Annotated in this window: 17 protein-coding genes; 7 read left to right on the plus strand and 10 right to left on the minus strand. The window is 61.1% G+C overall.

Features of this window, described 5'->3' with window-relative positions:
• Positions 1-18 precede the first annotated feature (18 nt).
• On the plus strand, positions 19-771 hold the full coding sequence (locus X760_RS42855) for a crotonase/enoyl-CoA hydratase family protein (RefSeq protein WP_023716880.1): 753 nt from the start codon (positions 19-21) through the stop codon (positions 769-771).
• 72 nt (positions 772-843) lie between these two features.
• Here the strand turns inward: X760_RS42855 and X760_RS42860 are convergent, their stop codons facing one another.
• From X760_RS42860 to pdxH, 4 genes are all read right to left on the minus strand, one after another.
• Positions 844-1143 carry a hypothetical protein gene (locus X760_RS42860; RefSeq protein ID WP_023716881.1) on the minus strand — a complete coding sequence of 100 codons (300 nt, stop codon included), beginning with the start codon at positions 1141-1143 and terminating at the stop codon, positions 844-846.
• A gap of 71 nt (positions 1144-1214) precedes the next feature.
• A complete protein-coding gene (locus X760_RS74240) occupies positions 1215-1577 on the minus strand; it encodes a type II toxin-antitoxin system RelE/ParE family toxin (RefSeq protein ID WP_348633202.1) in 363 nt (120 codons plus the stop codon).
• 31 nt (positions 1578-1608) lie between these two features.
• Positions 1609-1803: a hypothetical protein gene (locus X760_RS42865; protein WP_023716883.1), complete on the minus strand. Its 195-nt coding sequence runs from the start codon at positions 1801-1803 to the stop codon at positions 1609-1611.
• Positions 1804-1809: 6 nt separating this feature from the next.
• Positions 1810-2427, minus strand: coding sequence for a pyridoxamine 5'-phosphate oxidase (pdxH, locus tag X760_RS42870; protein ID WP_023716884.1), 618 nt, complete (start codon positions 2425-2427; stop codon positions 1810-1812).
• A gap of 39 nt (positions 2428-2466) precedes the next feature.
• Here pdxH and X760_RS42875 point away from each other — a divergent pair, with 39 nt between their 5' ends.
• The 3 genes from X760_RS42875 to X760_RS42885 all read left to right on the plus strand — a co-directional run bounded on the left by X760_RS42875 (position 2467) and on the right by X760_RS42885 (position 4887).
• The gene (locus X760_RS42875; RefSeq protein WP_023716885.1) at positions 2467-2928 is read left to right on the plus strand and encodes an RT0821/Lpp0805 family surface protein; all 462 of its coding nucleotides are present in this window, start codon (positions 2467-2469) and stop codon (positions 2926-2928) included.
• A 100-nt stretch (positions 2929-3028) separates the two neighbouring features.
• Positions 3029-3955, plus strand: a complete 927-nt coding sequence (locus X760_RS42880; protein ID WP_023716886.1) for a DnaJ C-terminal domain-containing protein — start codon at positions 3029-3031, stop codon at positions 3953-3955.
• Between the two features lie 602 nt (positions 3956-4557).
• The gene (locus X760_RS42885) at positions 4558-4887 is read left to right on the plus strand and encodes a hypothetical protein (RefSeq protein WP_023716887.1); all 330 of its coding nucleotides are present in this window, start codon (positions 4558-4560) and stop codon (positions 4885-4887) included.
• Here X760_RS42885 and X760_RS73600 read toward each other — a convergent pair.
• The 5 genes from X760_RS73600 to X760_RS42910 all read right to left on the minus strand — a co-directional run bounded on the left by X760_RS73600 (position 4884) and on the right by X760_RS42910 (position 11806).
• Complete coding sequence (locus tag X760_RS73600) at positions 4884-5399, minus strand: hypothetical protein (protein WP_051409559.1); 516 nt, start codon at positions 5397-5399, stop codon at positions 4884-4886. The two genes, X760_RS42885 and X760_RS73600, sit on opposite strands and share 4 nt — an antisense overlap.
• Positions 5400-5509: 110 nt before the next feature.
• Positions 5510-6706 carry a hypothetical protein gene (locus X760_RS42895; protein ID WP_023716889.1) on the minus strand — a complete coding sequence of 399 codons (1197 nt, stop codon included), beginning with the start codon at positions 6704-6706 and terminating at the stop codon, positions 5510-5512.
• 53 nt (positions 6707-6759) lie between these two features.
• Complete coding sequence (locus X760_RS42900) at positions 6760-7548, minus strand: TfuA-like protein (protein ID WP_023716890.1); 789 nt, start codon at positions 7546-7548, stop codon at positions 6760-6762.
• 2 nt (positions 7549-7550) lie between these two features.
• Positions 7551-8783 (minus strand): YcaO-like family protein, encoded by a 1233-nt coding sequence (locus tag X760_RS42905; RefSeq protein ID WP_023716891.1) that lies wholly within the window; start codon positions 8781-8783, stop codon positions 7551-7553.
• Entirely contained in the window at positions 8780-11806 is a 3027-nt protein-coding gene (locus X760_RS42910) for an adenylate/guanylate cyclase domain-containing protein (protein WP_031193359.1), read from the minus strand. Before X760_RS42910 ends, X760_RS42905 begins: the two co-directional genes overlap by 4 nt.
• A gap of 650 nt (positions 11807-12456) precedes the next feature.
• Between X760_RS42910 and fabI the strand changes: the two genes are divergently transcribed.
• Both fabI and X760_RS42920 read left to right on the plus strand, forming a co-directional pair.
• Positions 12457-13275: an enoyl-ACP reductase FabI gene (gene fabI / locus X760_RS42915; RefSeq protein WP_023716893.1), complete on the plus strand. Its 819-nt coding sequence runs from the start codon at positions 12457-12459 to the stop codon at positions 13273-13275.
• Between the two features lie 31 nt (positions 13276-13306).
• Complete coding sequence (locus X760_RS42920) at positions 13307-13894, plus strand: histidine phosphatase family protein (RefSeq protein ID WP_023716894.1); 588 nt, start codon at positions 13307-13309, stop codon at positions 13892-13894.
• 76 nt (positions 13895-13970) lie between these two features.
• On the opposite strand, the gene X760_RS42925 is transcribed toward X760_RS42920, so the two are convergent.
• Positions 13971-14873 (minus strand): BTAD domain-containing putative transcriptional regulator, encoded by a 903-nt coding sequence (locus tag X760_RS42925; RefSeq protein ID WP_023716895.1) that lies wholly within the window; start codon positions 14871-14873, stop codon positions 13971-13973.
• Between the two features lie 371 nt (positions 14874-15244).
• Here X760_RS42925 and X760_RS42930 point away from each other — a divergent pair, with 371 nt between their 5' ends.
• Positions 15245-15955, plus strand: coding sequence for an N-acetylmuramoyl-L-alanine amidase (locus tag X760_RS42930; protein ID WP_023716896.1), 711 nt, complete (start codon positions 15245-15247; stop codon positions 15953-15955).
• Positions 15956-15998 lie beyond the last annotated feature (43 nt).

Raw genomic sequence — 15998 nt, forward strand, 5'->3', positions numbered from 1 at the left:
ATTCACAAAGGACAATCCGTGACAGACCACATCCTCGTCGAACGCCAGGGCGCCATCCAGATCATCCGCATCAACCGTCCGGACAAGAAGAACGCCCTGACCCGCGCCATGTATGCGACAATGTCGGCGGCTCTTACCGGCGGCGACGCCGATCCGGCGATCCGTGTCCATGTCTTTCTCGGCGTGCCCGGTGCCTTCTCGTCCGGCAACGACCTTGCCGATTTCATGGTCATCGCCTCGGGCGGCGAAGCCGGTACCGAAGTCTGGGATTTCCTGATGGCGTTGGCCAAAGTGGAAAAGCCCATGGTTTCCGGCGTCGACGGGATTGCGGTCGGCATCGGCACCACGCTCAACCTGCATTGCGACCTGACGTTCGCCACGCCGCGCACAATATTCCGGACGCCCTTCGTCGATCTCGGCCTTGTGCCGGAGGCCGGTTCGAGCCTGCTCGCACCGCAGATCCTCGGCCGGCAGGGCGCTTTCGCGCTGCTTGGCCTTGGCGAGGGCTTTTCGGCCGAGCGGGCGAAGGCCGCCGGGCTGATCTACGAGGTGGTCGAGGAAGACGCACTCGAAGCATCGGTATTGGCGGCGGCGGGCCAGATCGCGGCCAAGCCGCCGCAAGCGCTGAGGATCGCGCGAGACCTGATGCGCGGCTCGCGCGAAGACCTTGTCGAGCGCATCGGCCAGGAAAGCCAGCATTTCCGCGAGCGGCTCAAATCCGATGAAGCCCGCGCCGCCTTGACCGCCTTCTTGACCAGGAAAAAGGCCTAGACCTTCTGGCCTTGTCTCGCATCGTGGACCCGCCGGCAGCAACCGGCGGGTTTTCTCGCCATGCTCTCTTTGTCACATCGCCATTTTTTTACATTCGGCCTGGGCCTTTGCCGAAGACGTGTCGATCATGAATGTCTTGCCTTTGGCGTCGGTCATCAACATCATGCAATGCTTGATCGGTTTCGCCATTTTCATCATTTCGGCGCTCATCTTCGCGTCGGGCATCATGGTGCCCATATGCCCATCGGGCATGATCGCCATGACCTCGCCACCCTTCATCACCGTCATTGTCCCCATCGCGTCCTCCGCAAAGGCTTGCGAAGCGAAAAGGCCGGCAAGACCGGCTATCGTGACCAACCTGAGTGAATGCATTGCGTCCTCCTGAATTTGCGCCAGCGGCGCGTTGAGCCCTTCCCTGGTTCGTCCCCGCAAGCTGGAACGTTTCACGCACACGAGATCGTGAAGTGAGATCGGAAGCGCCAGGTCTCTGGAGCCCGGGAGTTCCGGGTGGTTCGGCGCAGGCGGTATGGCCTGACCTGGGTGCCGAGCGACTTACAAGGCCTAAGCCACCGCTGGGCGGCGTGCATGACGGTGAGGATTTCGACAGTCTCGCCGTCGACGCGATGAGGGATGATATACGGCTTCGACCAAGACGAGTTCCCGTGTCCCGTTGATGCGCCCGACACGCCCCATCGCGGTTGTTCGGCGAGATGTCCCGCCGCCGTTACGATGCGCGCAATGACTCTCGCGGCGGCCTCGGGATTGTCTTTCTCGCCATGCGCGCCGATTTCATCAAGCCGCCGCAGCGCCCGCTCGGTTTAGCGGATTGACTGTGGCTTATGCCTGGCGGGTCGACTTGACGTATTTCCCGACAACAGCCTCTACCTCGCCGGCACTGGCAAAATCGCCGCGCGAGGCTTCAGCCAATCCTGCCTCTATTTCGGCGAGTTGCCATTCCTCACGGGCTACAAAATCCTCGATGGCCTGCGCAGCCACATAGGAGTCACTCCTGCGATTGAAACAGCGCGGCATCGTCCCCTACGGATAAAGCCTCACCTTGTCCCAGCCGCCCTCGGCGTTGCGCGAAAAGACGACACGGTCGTGCAGCCGGAACGGACGGTCGTGCCAGAACTCGATGCTCTGCGGCACGATGCGAAAGCCTGACCAGTGTTTTGGCCGCGGGATCTCGCCGATCGCATGGCGCGCCGTGTATTCGGCGACCGCCTTTTCCAGCGCGAAGCGGCTCTCCAGCGGCCGCGACTGTTTGGAGGCCCAGGCGCCGATGCGGCTGCCGCGCGGACGCGTCGCGTAATAGGCGTCGGCTTCGGCGTCGGTGACGATCTCCACCGGGCCGCGCGCTCGCACCTGCCGGCGCAGCGATTTCCAGTGGAAGCACATCGCCGCTTTCATGCTGCCAAGGATCTCACGGCCCTTGGCGCTCTCGAAATTCGTGTAGAAGACAAATCCGCCCTCATCGAACCCCTTGAGCAGCACCATACGCACATTCGGCATGCCTTCGGCATCAACGGTCGCCAGCGCCACGCTGTTGGGGTCGTTGATCTCGCTCTTCGTCGCGTCGTCGAGCCACGCCGCAAAGAGGCGGAACGGCTCCGCCGCCTCGGTAAAGTCACCGCTTGTTAACCCGGTTTCGCTCATAGTTTTCCCAAATTTGTCGCCGGCTGGGGAGATTGCCGATTGTCGCGTATCGCGCAAGCTTTTGACAGTGGGCAATGGAGCGTTATCGCTTCGGCCAGCGCCAAAGCCATGATCGTGATAATCGTCCTGCCGCTTACCGCCTGTGGCGGCGGCGGCTTCAGCCTGGAGCAGGCGGAGGTCGACCGCTCGGTGCTGACCTCGAGCACGCCGGCCTCAGTCACGCCGCTCGATCAGGACCGCGCCTCCGATCAGGCCACGATCCGCAACGCCGTGTCCTCCGCCGACGTCGAGCAACTGGCTGGGCAGGCCGTTCCCTGGGCGAATGCCGACACCGGCTCGCGCGGCTCCATCACCGAGCTCGCGGAATTCAGGGCTAACGGTGAGACATGCCGTCGCTTCACCGCGTCGCGCGAGAGCTTCGACGGCGTCGCGCTGTTCAAAGGCGAAGTATGCCTGGCCGGCGGCAGCGCCTGGCGAATGCAGGACTTCAAGGCGCTCTGATTTTCCGCCGGCGATATAGTGGTAAGCCACTGGAATTTCTTCCTATGCAAGCGCATATAGGAGGCGATCATGGAACCACTCCTTCTCCAGGGCAGTAAGCATGCGCGACCCCTATGAGGTGCTGGGCGTTGCCAAGAACGCATCGGCCAAGGACATAAAATCGGCGTACCGGAAGCTCGCCAAGAAGTATCATCCGGACCAGAATCCGGATCCCAAGGCAAAGGAGCGTTTTGCCGCCGCCAACCAGGCTTACGAGATCGTCGGCGACGAGAAGAACCGCGCGGCTTTCGATCGCGGTGAGATCGACGCCGAAGGCAAACCGCGGTTCCAGGGTTTCGAGAGTGCGGCCGGCGGCGCCGATCCTTTCGCCGGTTTCCGCCGGCAGCAAGGGCCGGGCGGCGCGCATTTCGAATTCCGCACGGGCCGTCCCGGCGGTGACCCGTTCGACGGCAACAGCGACATCTTCAGCCAGATCTTCGGCGATGCTTTCAGCCAGCAGCGCGGTGCCGGCATGGGCGCCGGCCGCCGGATGCCGACCGCAGCCGACCTCAACGTGACGCTGGACGTCACCATCGAGGAGGCCGCAACCGCCGAGAAAGTGACGGCGATGTTCCCCGACGGCCGCAAGATGGCGGTCAAGTTGCCGGCCTATGTCGAGGACGGCCAGACCATCCGCCTGAAAGGCCAGGGTGAGCAAGGACCGGGCCAGCCGGGCGATGCGCTGGTTAAAATCCGTTTCCGCCGGCACCCGCGCTACCGCGTCGAGGGGCGCGACCTGCATGTCGACCTGCCGGTGGAACTGGCCGATGCGGTGCACGGCGCCAAGGTGGCGGTCGAAACCCCGACCGGCAGGATTGCGGTCAACGTCCCCCCTTGGTCGAGCTCGGACAAGGTTCTGCGGCTGAAGGGCAGGGGCCTGCCGGAAAAGGCCGGCGGTCACGGCGACCTCTACGCGCACGTGCGGCTGATGCTGCCGGAAGGCGGCGACGCCGAGCTCGAGGCGCTGATGCGCCGGCGAAAGGGCTGACGATCGAAAAGGCCGGCGCTTGATGCCGTGTGGAAAAGCGGACTTGCGGACGCTTCTGCTATACACCGAACGTCTTGATTGGGCCAGGAGCGTTGTCGCCGAACTACTGCTCAGACGTCGCGTTTGGAGCCGCGAGCGGAAGGGCAGCTTATGGAGCTTCATAGATGAGAGCGACGTTCAAGCCACGAAGCGCCGTGAGCGTAGATCGGAGCGCTCGCGACTGCAGAACGGGAATCCCAATTTCCGTCGCAAATCTCTGGAGCTTTGTCGGCTCCTGCAACAGGGGTAGGTTAGCTTATCTCGTAAGGAATAAAGCCACCGGTTTGGTGTTTCCACAGACGGGCAAACAGGGCCATCCTGTCCCACCAGTTCGTCCGGCCCGCCTTCTTCCACGATGCGTCCCTGATCGAGCACAACTATCCGCTCCATCCTGGCAATCGTGGAGAGGCGACCTGCGATGGCGATCACCGGGGTCGAGTTTGTCCGTGTGGGTTCTGTGCCCGAAAGGTAAGGCCGTAGTCACTGCCTTTACAACGAGCCGAACTGGTTGCACTGTACTGCTTCGCACCGAATTTGAGCACGGCCTTCTGCAGGAGGGATCAATGGCAGGCGTGGAATCGATATATTTCACCGTGACGGTTAGTGATAAATTTTTGAGAATAACAGACAAACTACCATTTCCCGAGCCGCCGCCGACGGAGTTTTTCCTGAAAGTCCGTGATGCCAAACGTGAGGTGGCCGTTACGACCCAAGGCAATAACGTCGGCAGTGTCGATGTCTATGTGAGCAAGAACGAGAAAGATTGGCTTGTACACGAAGAGAATATGGAGGTCGAGGCTGACAGCACATACAATATTGATGACAAAGCTTTCCCGCCACCGCCACCCTCGAAGTCGAAGCAAGAAGCCGCCAAGGAAGATACCAAGAACTAACTTTGGCTCCCCCCTCCGCGGCTTAGCCGGCCGCCGCGATGTGCCAGCATGAAGCTGTTCCCGTAAGTGTTTGGGCTGCGGTTGCCGGGAAGGTTTGCATTCAAGATGATTTCTTCGGCGAAGTCAGTACTTGTGGCAAGTTCCATGATCGGGGTTTTCTTTGTAACTCCCCACATGACGTATCCCAGGTCATCAAATCCGCATCCTGTCGCGGCGGTTTCTCGTGACGTTGGATGAAAAATGAGTAGTTTTGGTTTGTCATTGCGGTAGCATTGACCTTCAAAGGCATATCCATAGACGACAGCAATCACCTCCTTGGTTGGAATTATAGGCTCGAGGTCATCGCGTTTCTTGACAATGGACATGCGAAGTAAGTTTTCATTCAACGGCAAAGTCGCTGTTCTGTGACTAACTTTGCCCACATTATCGAAATTCAACCTGACGCCATAGAGCGTAATCTGATCCGGCGAATAGTTTTGCGCGCTGGGTGGCGCAGGAATATCGGACGACATAATGCTTCTCCCTCCAGTATTGTTTGGCGATCGACCTGGCCCACCGCCCGGGCCAGACGGTTTAAGTGGGTTGCCTGTCGGCGTTGGTGACTTTGGCATCCCTTTCTCCTTCAAAAAATCTCGCGCCAGGCGAAGTTGTCGACAAGGCTGTCAGCGAAGCGGCGCGCACGCCCGCTTTCGCAGGCAACAACCATCGCCTCGGCTGCTTCGCGATAGTCCAGTGCATGCGGATCAAGCTCTTCCCACGACCGCACCAGGATCTCGCCCACTAGGTCGCGGGCTTCTTCCAATGCCGATTTCAATGCGAAGAGGCGGCCGTCATTGGCGGCGAGTGAAACCGAAAGCAGGTCTTCGACCTCTTCTTCGGAAAGCTCACTCCTGAGATCACGAAAGTCACGCGGATCCAGATCGGACAGCCCGCGTTCGAACAGCAGCACCTGGTAGATCTCGATAAGGATGTCGAAGAGTGCGCCCGCGAAGGGCTTGGAAAGGTCATGCACTTCCGTGCTGACGTCGCTCATCCGCAGCGAGTGGCTGAACCGTCGGACCTGCTTTTCGTCGGAGAGCTCGCCGAAGCGGTCCAGTTCGTTGTTGATCAGGAGGTTGCCGCGCGTGCGCCGCAAAAGCAAATCCAGCGCAGTATCGAAGTGCAGGAGCGAGATCAGCGCGATGAAATCGGCCACTGCCTCGTGGTAGGCGAAGTATTCATGCGGCGGATCGAAACGGGGAACTCCCATGACGCCGAAAATCACCAGATGCCCGATCTCGTGTGCAACAGCATCGAAGTTGAGCGCGAAGGGCTGCGTGGTTCCGCGGGCCTCATCGATCCCCATCTCCAGAAAGCCGTAACCCGACTGGGCGTTGTCCCAGTTCAGCCGCGGCACAATCTCGAGACGCGGATAGGTCGGTTCGAAGAACCAGGGAATCTCGCGCCCCACATAGCTCTCGCAGATGTCGAGCACCCGCCGCACGCAAGCGTAGGCATGCGCCGCCTCGAACTCCGGTGTGCCCAGCGGAATGTTGTCGAAGTGCCCGTCTGGGCCGGCTACCGCAGGCGGCCTGAGGGCACCGGCGTAAGGAGGCAGGTAAGGAAACTGGTATGGCTGCTTTTCAAGCAACGGGTCGATCACATACATCCGTCGGTCGGCTGGCCCGGGGCCGATCGCGTCAGGCGGCGTGGAGACCCAAATCATCTCGGGCCGTTCGTAACCCTGAATGAAAGGAGGTTGGGGAAAAACAAGAAAGCGTGTTCCAAGGCGCGAAGCCGCGGATCCAATACCCGACTGCCATCTTGCACTGGCGCCCATGCAGGCAGTCCCACCCCTCTCCTGAAAGGACAGTCTGAAGTATTCCTGTTAGATCAAAATCCATCCCGTTCCGCAAGAACAGACCCAATGTCGTCGTCCCACAGCCCGGCCGCGCCGAGGTCATAGGCCCAAGCTTCGGTCAGGGTGAAAGGCGGGGTCATCGGCGCATGCGCCAGAAGTTCAGGGCAGCATGCAAGTTTCGCCAGCAAGCCGGTTGCGTCTTCGCGTTTGCGGTCGATCGCCGATCGGGGGAGCCAGTCAGCAAGCCGATCCAGGGCCGTTGCGGATTTGCTGGGCAGAGAAGATCGCGCCTCCGCGAGCAGCCTCGGATAGCTGCGATCGACGAAGTGCGTGTCCCGCGCCAGCACTTCCAGAGATCGCCTTTCCACGGCGTTGATGATGCCTGCTCGCAATGCCCGCTTTAGCGTAAGGCGTATGTTGATAAGCGCTTCGCTCAGGGCCGCCGCGCCGAGTTCAGTAGGACACATCGCTACCGCGACTTCATCGTCGTCGGCGAGCGGCGTCAACGCGTACCATCGGTAGATGAAGCCATGGCCCTGCATGCCGAACGCCGCCAGTTCAGCGGCGCGGAGCGCGCCCATGCTTGCCGCCCCGAACACCGGAATTCCGTTTCCCAACGCCCACAGGATTTCCTTGTGACGAACTGCCGGTACCTTCCCGAACGAACCGTCGATGAGGATTATCGCTTTCGGTTGATAGGCTCTCATTGCGCGGACGATCGAACCCTGTTCGGCGGGCGGTAGATAAACGGCGTCGAGGATGGCTGCCGCTTGGGCACGCGGCAGTGTCGGTCCGAGGAAAATGACCGGCTTGTCCGCCATCCCTATCCTCTGATGAGGTCTTTGAGCGGAGGGGCGACGAGACGGACAATCTCGATATCGGGATCCGTGCTGCTATGGAGCGGCACGACAAGGGCCGCCTGCGCTCCGGCGCGCCTTAGCGATTTGAGAACGGCGTCGAGCTTGCTGGCGCCTGAGGTCGGTCCGACGCTATCGGCGGGAAGCGTGGTGGCGTTCCCTGGCACCCGGAACGAGCGTCGACGCGTGTCCAGGTCCACTCGGTCGTACCACTCGGGATAAGCGGCACGTGTAATATCTTCACGGGCACCGGCGAGCGCGGTTACCCGGGCCTGTGCCGCCTCCATCAGTGCCTTGGCCAAGGCGCCATCATGGGTAAAGTCGCACGCAAACCCCTCGCCCGGCAGCGGCGCAATCTCCTGATGCGCTTCCGATTCCATTACGGCGCAGCGAAAGACCGGCAAATCATGATCGCCTGGGACGAGCCATATTCCGGCAACGAGATCCGCGGCTGCGAGGCTTGCCAGAATTCGCGACGAACGCGGACCGCCAATACGGGCGGGGTCGATACGAATTTCCGGAAAGGAACGTGGATACCGCTTGGCTCCTGCGATGCTCGCGCGCTCGATGATTTCTAGCGCTGCATGGGTGATCGCGGAAACTAGCGTTTGCCCGGCGGCGAGTCCGCGCGTGGATCGGGGAAACGCCACGGGATGCGGGGACGGAAGCGTGTAGATGGTATCGACCAGGGGGAGAGGAACTGGCAGCACCCGGCCGGTGAAAATATCATAACCGTCGGTCCACTGGAGTTGCAGTTGATCCCAGCCGGCGTCGAAGTCATGGACTCGGCAGCCGGCATAGAGGGCCCGAATCTCTTCTCCCAGAACGCGCGCGCTTGCGATCCTGATGCGCTCATGCGAGACCTGCTCCGCTGCCCATCCTTCGAGCGCTTCCATCAGTGCCCCGGCCGCTGCCTCTATGAGGGTTTCACCCTTGCCCTGGGAGACAGCGTTGGAGAGCGACAATGGCCGCACGGCTTGAGCAACCGCCACGCCGGCGCGATCAAGGCGGGTCAACGATCCGATCCGCGTTATGCCAAAACGTCTCCGGACGGAGAAAAGCCCGCGGGCGAGCTTCTCGGTGGCTGCGGAGTCTGTGCACTGGGCATCGCCAAGGGCGGAGAGTTCGCGGTCGAGCCTAAGACCGATCTCATTCGCAGGAATGGCAAGCGCCTGCGCAAAGCCGGTGTCGGACTTCACAGCCGGAGCCGATCGAGGTCCAGCCGCACGCGTGACGCCAGGGGTGCGGCCCGCTGTTCGGTGCTGACTTCGAGCGCTCGACGAAGGTCGGCCATCACCGCCTCCTGCGATTCGCCAAGGGTATGACGGAGCACACCGCGCTGCCGTAGCAACTCAGCAAGCCAGAACACTTGCCCACTGCTGGTCGAAGCCGCGATGATGCTATCCAGTATCGACAAGGCCTCGTCGTTGCGTCCAGCGCGTTCTAACAACTCCGAACGCATGCCCTCAAAAACGGGGGCACCCTCGTAGGTCGCGATCTCGCGCCAGCGTGTCAGCTCGGTTTCGAATGCCACTACGCCAGCTGCTGCGTCCCCGCTCATACCCTGCGCCCAGGCACGGAACAGCGCCGCCTTGGCGAGTACACCCGGCGTTGCCCGCCCGAGTTCTCCGATCCTTTCGGAGACCGCAATCACACCGGGATGGTCGTTTCGATATCGTTTCAGCTCGATCTCGAACTCCAGTGCATGCAACATGCTGTTCGGATGATTGATGTGCTCGGCCCATCGTTTGGCAGCGATTATACTTTCGGAAGCCCCATTGTCGTCGCCTACGAACCACAGGGAGAACGCACGTTCGCCCAGGCCGCAGACCTTGGCGTCATGACCTCCGTAACGGCCGCGGTTGAAACATGCGCGATCCTCGTCGTAAAGAACGAGACCCTGCTCGACGCATTTTAGGCAGTGCGAATGCAGCCCGGCATCAATGTTGGTCGCCCATGCGCAATGCAGCGACTGAAGCCGGACCTCAGGATCTGCAGAGCCTTCAAGGTCCTGCACGAGGATGTCGGATCTTGCGCGCTGTGTCTGGTAGTCGGGCGCAGTGAACCACCAACCCCAGTAAAGCGGGAACCATTCTGCACGATCCCGATCCTTAACCGTGGCGCACAGCGATACGCCGCGCTCATAGATCGCACGCGCTTGCTTGCTGCCTCTACCGAAAAGCGCTGCAACGACCGGCCCGCGAACTGTGAGGAGGCGAAGCAGCTGCTCATTCGACTCGGCATTCCTGCCGGCCTGAGCGAGTTGTTTCTCAGCGAAATCCAGCAGGTTTTCTGCCTCCTGCATTGCTGACCGAACATCGCAAGCCTCTGCCGCCTGAATAGCGTGGCGCGCCGCCTGCACAGGCTGTCCGGCCTGCCCGAAATGCCATGCCATCGTCTCGTCGGAGAGCGGCGGAACAACACCTGATTGAATGAGATTTACAACGCTTGTGTGGATTTCCTGCCGCTCGGATTTCAGGAGGCTTTCGTAGGCCGCTTCCTGGATCAGCACGTGGCGGAAGCGAATTTCCATACCGCCAGACTTCCGACGGACAATCCCGGCTTGGACAAGACCTTCGATTGCTTCGTCCAGAGGTATGGCAAGAGGCCCAAGTTCAAGCACACAAGCCAGCAGTTTCCGTCGGAACTGTCGCCCTAGGACGCTTGCGATTTGGGCGACACGTCTCAATGGCCCCAAGCTGGCGAGGCGGGCTGCGAGAAGATCCCGGAGATCCAGAATGCTATCCGCACGAAGCAACGCCTCCAATCCGGCCCGATCTGGCAAGCCAGCCTTCGCTCGTTCACGGATCCAAAGCGCCAGCTGTTCGGCAAACAGGGGCACGCCATCGCTCTTCTCGTAGATAAAGGCGACCAGTTCATCTGGTGGCGAATAATCCTCCCAGATCGTGCTGAGCAGCTCCGCGGTAGCTTGAGCAGTCAGGCCAGACAAGGCGACGGCAAGCACGTTTGGATCGCCGAAACCGTCCGGCGCGATAGCCTCGCGCGACGTTACTGCGGCAAGAATCGGCCGTGTTTCGATCCACCGGCTCAGCTTGGCGACAAGTGCTTTGGTGAGCGTGTCTGCCCAGTGAACGTCCTCGATTATCAGGAGGAGCGGTCCAAGAACGGACGGCGACGTCAGAAGTGACAGCATGGCCTCGACAACACGCGCCCTGATCTCCTCGTTCGAGAGATCGACCTGCCAGGCTTGGCCAGCGCCCCCCTCCGTCTCGCCCGCGACAAGGAATGTGATGATCTCGGCATTCAACGCGCCAAGTTCCGAGCCATGTGACCGCAGGTAGCGCGTGACCGCATCCCGATCCGGGTCGGCGTTGCCGGTCGCGTCTGCGATTGCCTTTCTGAGAGGTTCTAGAAACGGGTGCAGCGGTTCCGAATTGCCGCGCGGCTGACATTGAAACACCAGGGTCCGCACACCCTTAGCGGCAAGATCACGGCGGAACTCGGCGATCAGCCGGGATTTTCCGATCCCGGGGTCGCCATGGAGAAGAATGAACTGGCCATTGCCGTTTGCGGCTCTAACCCAACGCCGGCCACACAATTCAAGCTCGTCTTCGCGACCGATTAGCGGCGCGGAAACGCGCCGATACGCTGTGAAGCGGTCGAACTGCTGCCGGCGAGTTAATGGCCGCCACAAAAGTACCGGTTCGCCAAATCCTTTCAGGTGCCTTGGACCGATCTCCTCGAATTCGAACGCGCCCATGGTAAGCCGATAGGTGGCTTCTGCGACAGCAACACTGTTCGGCGCTGCTTCGGACTGGATGCGCGCAGCCAGTGCCGGCGCGACGCCAATAATCTCGGTGGCGCCCGGAAGGTTCGTTTTCGAAGCGTCAGCGATGACGACCACACCTGTGGTGATGCCGACCCTTACCTTGAGGCTGGATTCGGACTGTCTCGCCAGTTTCTCGCACCACTCGACAATTTCGATTGCCGACGCGACCGCACATTCGGCGGCATCTTCCCTGGACTCGGGAAAGCCGAAATAGGCGCAGCCGCCGTCGCCATGAACCCGCTCGAGGTAGCCATTGTAGTCGCTGATCAATGCAGCCGCTCCATTGTGGAGCGAACGTTGCATAGCGCCGAATTCTTCGGGGTCCAGCTGATTTAGCAGAGTGGTCGAACCAACAATGTCATAGTACAGCGCGGTCACATGCCTGCGCTCCCCTGCAAGCGACCCGGTCTGAACTCGTTCCCTGGTGGTCATCGGACGTCCTGCAACACGCTGAGAGAGCCACGCGGCTTTCTCGGATGTTATCGAAGCTCCATCGTGAGCACTAAGGCTTAGAATAGTCCCATTGGCAACGGCATAATGGGTTCCTAGCCCACCCGTCTGCTATCCGTTCGCAATCCAGTCGTGATCATCAACGCGGGCTTTCAGTTCGCTGCAACGACAGGAATGGGGTGCCTCTAGCCTAACAGGAGTGTCGGCTGGAGGAGCGCGCGTGCGGTCCACGTTTGGCGCAATCACGTCTCCAGCGCGCTCACTGGCAACGTCCGCTTCCGGGATAGGGCCGCGTCTCCGGAATGTCTTAGATTAGGAGCAAACCGGTCGTCCACAGCTCAAATCATGAAGTCGGCTTGGGGTCATGAGCGTGACTTCGGCCGCTGGCCAACGAAACTTCCGCCAAAGGGTCATCTTCCGCCGTGCCACACGGACACCAAGTGTCGTATTTTTTCACTGGCCCACGACCGCAAGGTCAAAGCGCTACAGCGTCCTTTGCACGTCCAAAGGACGCGCGGCACTGCTGAGCAACCGCTTTGTCCCCCGAACTGTCCGCTTTGAACGCTTGAAGGGGCACTGTGGCTGTGCGATAGGCACTCCACAAAGTAGAGAACCTTGCGGAGAGCGCTGACATGGCGGGTGGACGGGGCCTTATGGCCGGCAAGCGCGGCCTTATCCTTGGCATCGCCAACAATCGCTCGATCGCTTACGGCATCGCCAAGGCCTGTGTCGACCATGGCGCCGAGATCGCGCTGACCTATCAGGGCGAGGCGTTCAAGAAACGCGTCGAGCCGCTTGCCGCGGAACTGGGCGCGCATGTCGCCGGCCATTGCGACGTGACCGACCCGGCCAGCCTTGATGCGGTGTTCGCCGATATCGACAGCCATTGGGGCAAGCTCGATTTCCTCGTCCACGCCATCGCCTTTTCCGACAAGGACGAGCTGACCGGCCGCTATGTCGAGACGACGCGCGACAATTTCCTGCGCACCATGGATATTTCGGTCTATTCCTTCACCACCATCGCCAAACGTGCCGAGGCGCTGATGACCGACGGCGGCTCGCTGCTGACGCTGACCTATTACGGCGCGGAAAAGGTGATGCCGCACTACAACGTCATGGGTGTCGCCAAGGCGGCACTCGAAGCCAGCGTGCGCTATCTGGCCGTCGATCTCGGCGCCAAGAAGATCCGTGTCAACGCGATCTCCGCCGGCCCGATCAAGACGCTTGCCGCATCCGGCATCGGCGATTTCCGCTACATCCTGAAGTGGAACGAATACAATTCCCCGTTGAAGCAGACGGTGACGCAGGAGGAGGTTGGCGATTCCGGCGTCTATTTCCTGTCCGACCTTTCGCGCGGTGTCACCGGCGAGATCCATCATGTCGATTCCGGCTATCATGTCGTCGGCATGAAGGCGGTCGACGCGCCGGATATTTCTACCGTCAAGGACTGACGCCGCCGCCTGACCTCTTCCGGAAGACCTGATGTACCCGCTCGTCTATATCGTGCGCCACGGCCAGACGGCGTGGAACGCCGAGGCCCGGCTGCAGGGGCAGGCCGATACCGACCTCAACGAGCTTGGCCGCGAGCAGGCTAGCCGCAACGGGCGTAGGCTGGCCGAACTCATCGACAAGCCCGAAGATTTCGACTTTGTCGCCAGCCCGATGCGGCGCACGCGCGAGACGATGGAGCGCCTGCGCGCGGCGATGAAGCTCGATCCGCACGCCTATCGTACCGAGCCGCTACTCGTAGAATTGAGCTTTGGCGACTGGCAGGGTTTCACCTTTGCCGAACTCGAGGCGAACGATCCCGGTTCGACCAGGCACCGCCGCCTCGATAAATGGAATTTCCAGCCGCCCGGCGAGGGCGCCGAAAGCTATCAGATGCTGCTCGAACGGGTGAAGCCGTGGTTCGACGCGCTCGATCGCCAGACGGTCTGCGTGACCCATGGTGGCGTCATGCGCGCGCTGTTCCGCTTCGTGCTGGGGATGTCCGAACAAGATGCGGTCAGCATGGAAGTGCCGCAGGACCGCCTGCTCAGGCTGGACGGCTGGCGCCTGGAGTGGCTTTAGTCGTGAGCTTTCGAGAGATTGAAGCAGAATGCGATCTCGCGCTGAATCGGCGACAGAGGCGCGTAGGCGAAGTTGATCACGCCGGGATCGTCGCTGGCCTGAGAACCGGGACAAACCGTTCTCGACCGGCCCTGACATATTGCCCAACAGGTCCGGTCTCACGCGCAAGGCGCGCGAAGAGCAACTGGATGAGGGCACGCAGCTCAGGCGAAGGTGTGCTACCGCATGATGCGCGAAGTGTCCGCTCGTAGCAGGAGTAATCCTCGATCGCGCCAGCAACATCGTCTTGGGCGATGTCGCCCTGAATGAGCGCCTTGTAGATTCTCACAGAGTCGGGGTAAAAATCGAGCGCCCGCAAATAGATAGTCCGGGCTTTCCCAGGATCGTTGCGAGCCTCGCAGTGCTTGCCGATGCGGATCGCGAGTTCGATCACGTCGCGGCGCACGCGTTCAGCGGCCGGCAAGCACCAGGCGGCAATACGCTCGTGCAGAAAGAGAGGCCCCGGGAACAGGAGGAAGAGCCGCTCCAGCTCCGGTTCAGTCACGGCATTCGAGGCCAGAGCCCGTTTGAGGCGCGCCTCCCAATCGGCCAAATCCACCCAAACCCTGTCTGCGGCGAGGCGCAGCTTGCCCTCCCTCTGAATCACCAGGTCCGTCTGGCCGAGCAATTTGCGCAGACGGTGGAGCGCCTGATCGCAGGCAGCCTTCGCCTGGTCGCCGTCAAGGTCGGGCCAGAGCCAGTCCTGCAGGCCTTCGAGCGGGCAGACTTGGCCCTGGGAGATGGCCAAGGCACGAAGAATGTCGAGGGCCCGCGTCGGTGGCTTGGCGCCAAGGTCCAGTGCCGAACCGTCACGTTCAAGCCGGAACCCGCCGAGAACATACACCTTGATCGGCCAAGACAAGCTTGCCGGACGCCGCAGGGACGCAGCCAGCTGGTGGTTGCGGGTCATGGACCGGCAAAACTCGAACTGAGCATTCATCTGCTATCTCCCCACTGGCGTGCCGGATTCGCGAGCGTTCCAATCCGGACGCAGCACGATCGTCTGGGTCGGCGAGACATGCCGGATCCTCGGGTGTTGCGGCGGTTCCGGTAGCCAAAAGTGACGGTTGGCCACAACACGATGATGTTTACGAGTTCATCCACGGCATCGCTCCTCACCAAGGGATCGGGAGAACATCGGGTTCGCCTCCAGATCGGGATATGCACCGATTTGAACCGGGTCGTCGTAAGTTGCTCGTGAGCAGCACGTGATTGGCAGTCGACGCGCGGCAGACGGCTGCGAGCGGGGGAATCACGCTGCCTTCACGCGTGGCGCAGACAAAGGTGGTCTCGACCCTGGGATAACGGACGATGAACGATCCGAGATTTTTTCTCTTTGATTTGCCAAGGTCGGGACGACCTGCACCATTCAGAATTCCGGAGGAATATTATCCCGGCGTACGGGATCACTGGTATAATGCGACGTCCCGTCGAGCGGTCGATCCGATCGAAGGAATCAGGGCGCTGGTCATCCACGCGGCGGCAGGGCTAAGTTCGGCGGGCGCCATGTCCGTCATGAAAGCGCACAGGGCCAGTTGGCATTGGCTGATTCCTGGCACGGACGAAGAGCCGCATGGCAAGTTCGCATGGGCCTGTGTGCCGGAGGCAAGCGCCGCCCTCCACGTGCGAGACCATCGGTCGTATCCTGCGGTGAACGCTGGCCAGGCCAAAGTCGATGACTGGAGCCTCGCAATCCAGATAGTCAATTCGCGGAGCCGCGATGTCGTGGAGCCATTCTCGGACTGGCAGGTGGAGATTGCCGCTGAAATCGTGCGCTACTGTTGGGCGAAGTACCCAAATTTGAAACACATCGCATCGCATGCCTTGCTGGACCCTGATCGATGCAGCGATCCAGGTGCCCACTTTCCGTGGAAACGGTTCCGCGATCTCGTGCTCGACGGTGCCGGCGACACCTACCCAGCTCTGCGTACCCCCGCTGGGGTGCCGATGGAATTGCTGCCCGCCCTGCACGATGTCGCCACCTGCTGCGCGGGCTGGGATTTGCTGCCTGTGGACGACTAATCGGGCCGCACCGCCCACCGATCGCCCGTGTTGCGCATTAGAC

It is taken from the genome of Mesorhizobium sp. LSHC420B00 (assembly GCF_000503055.1).
Taxonomy (GTDB): Bacteria; Pseudomonadota; Alphaproteobacteria; order Rhizobiales; family Rhizobiaceae; genus Mesorhizobium.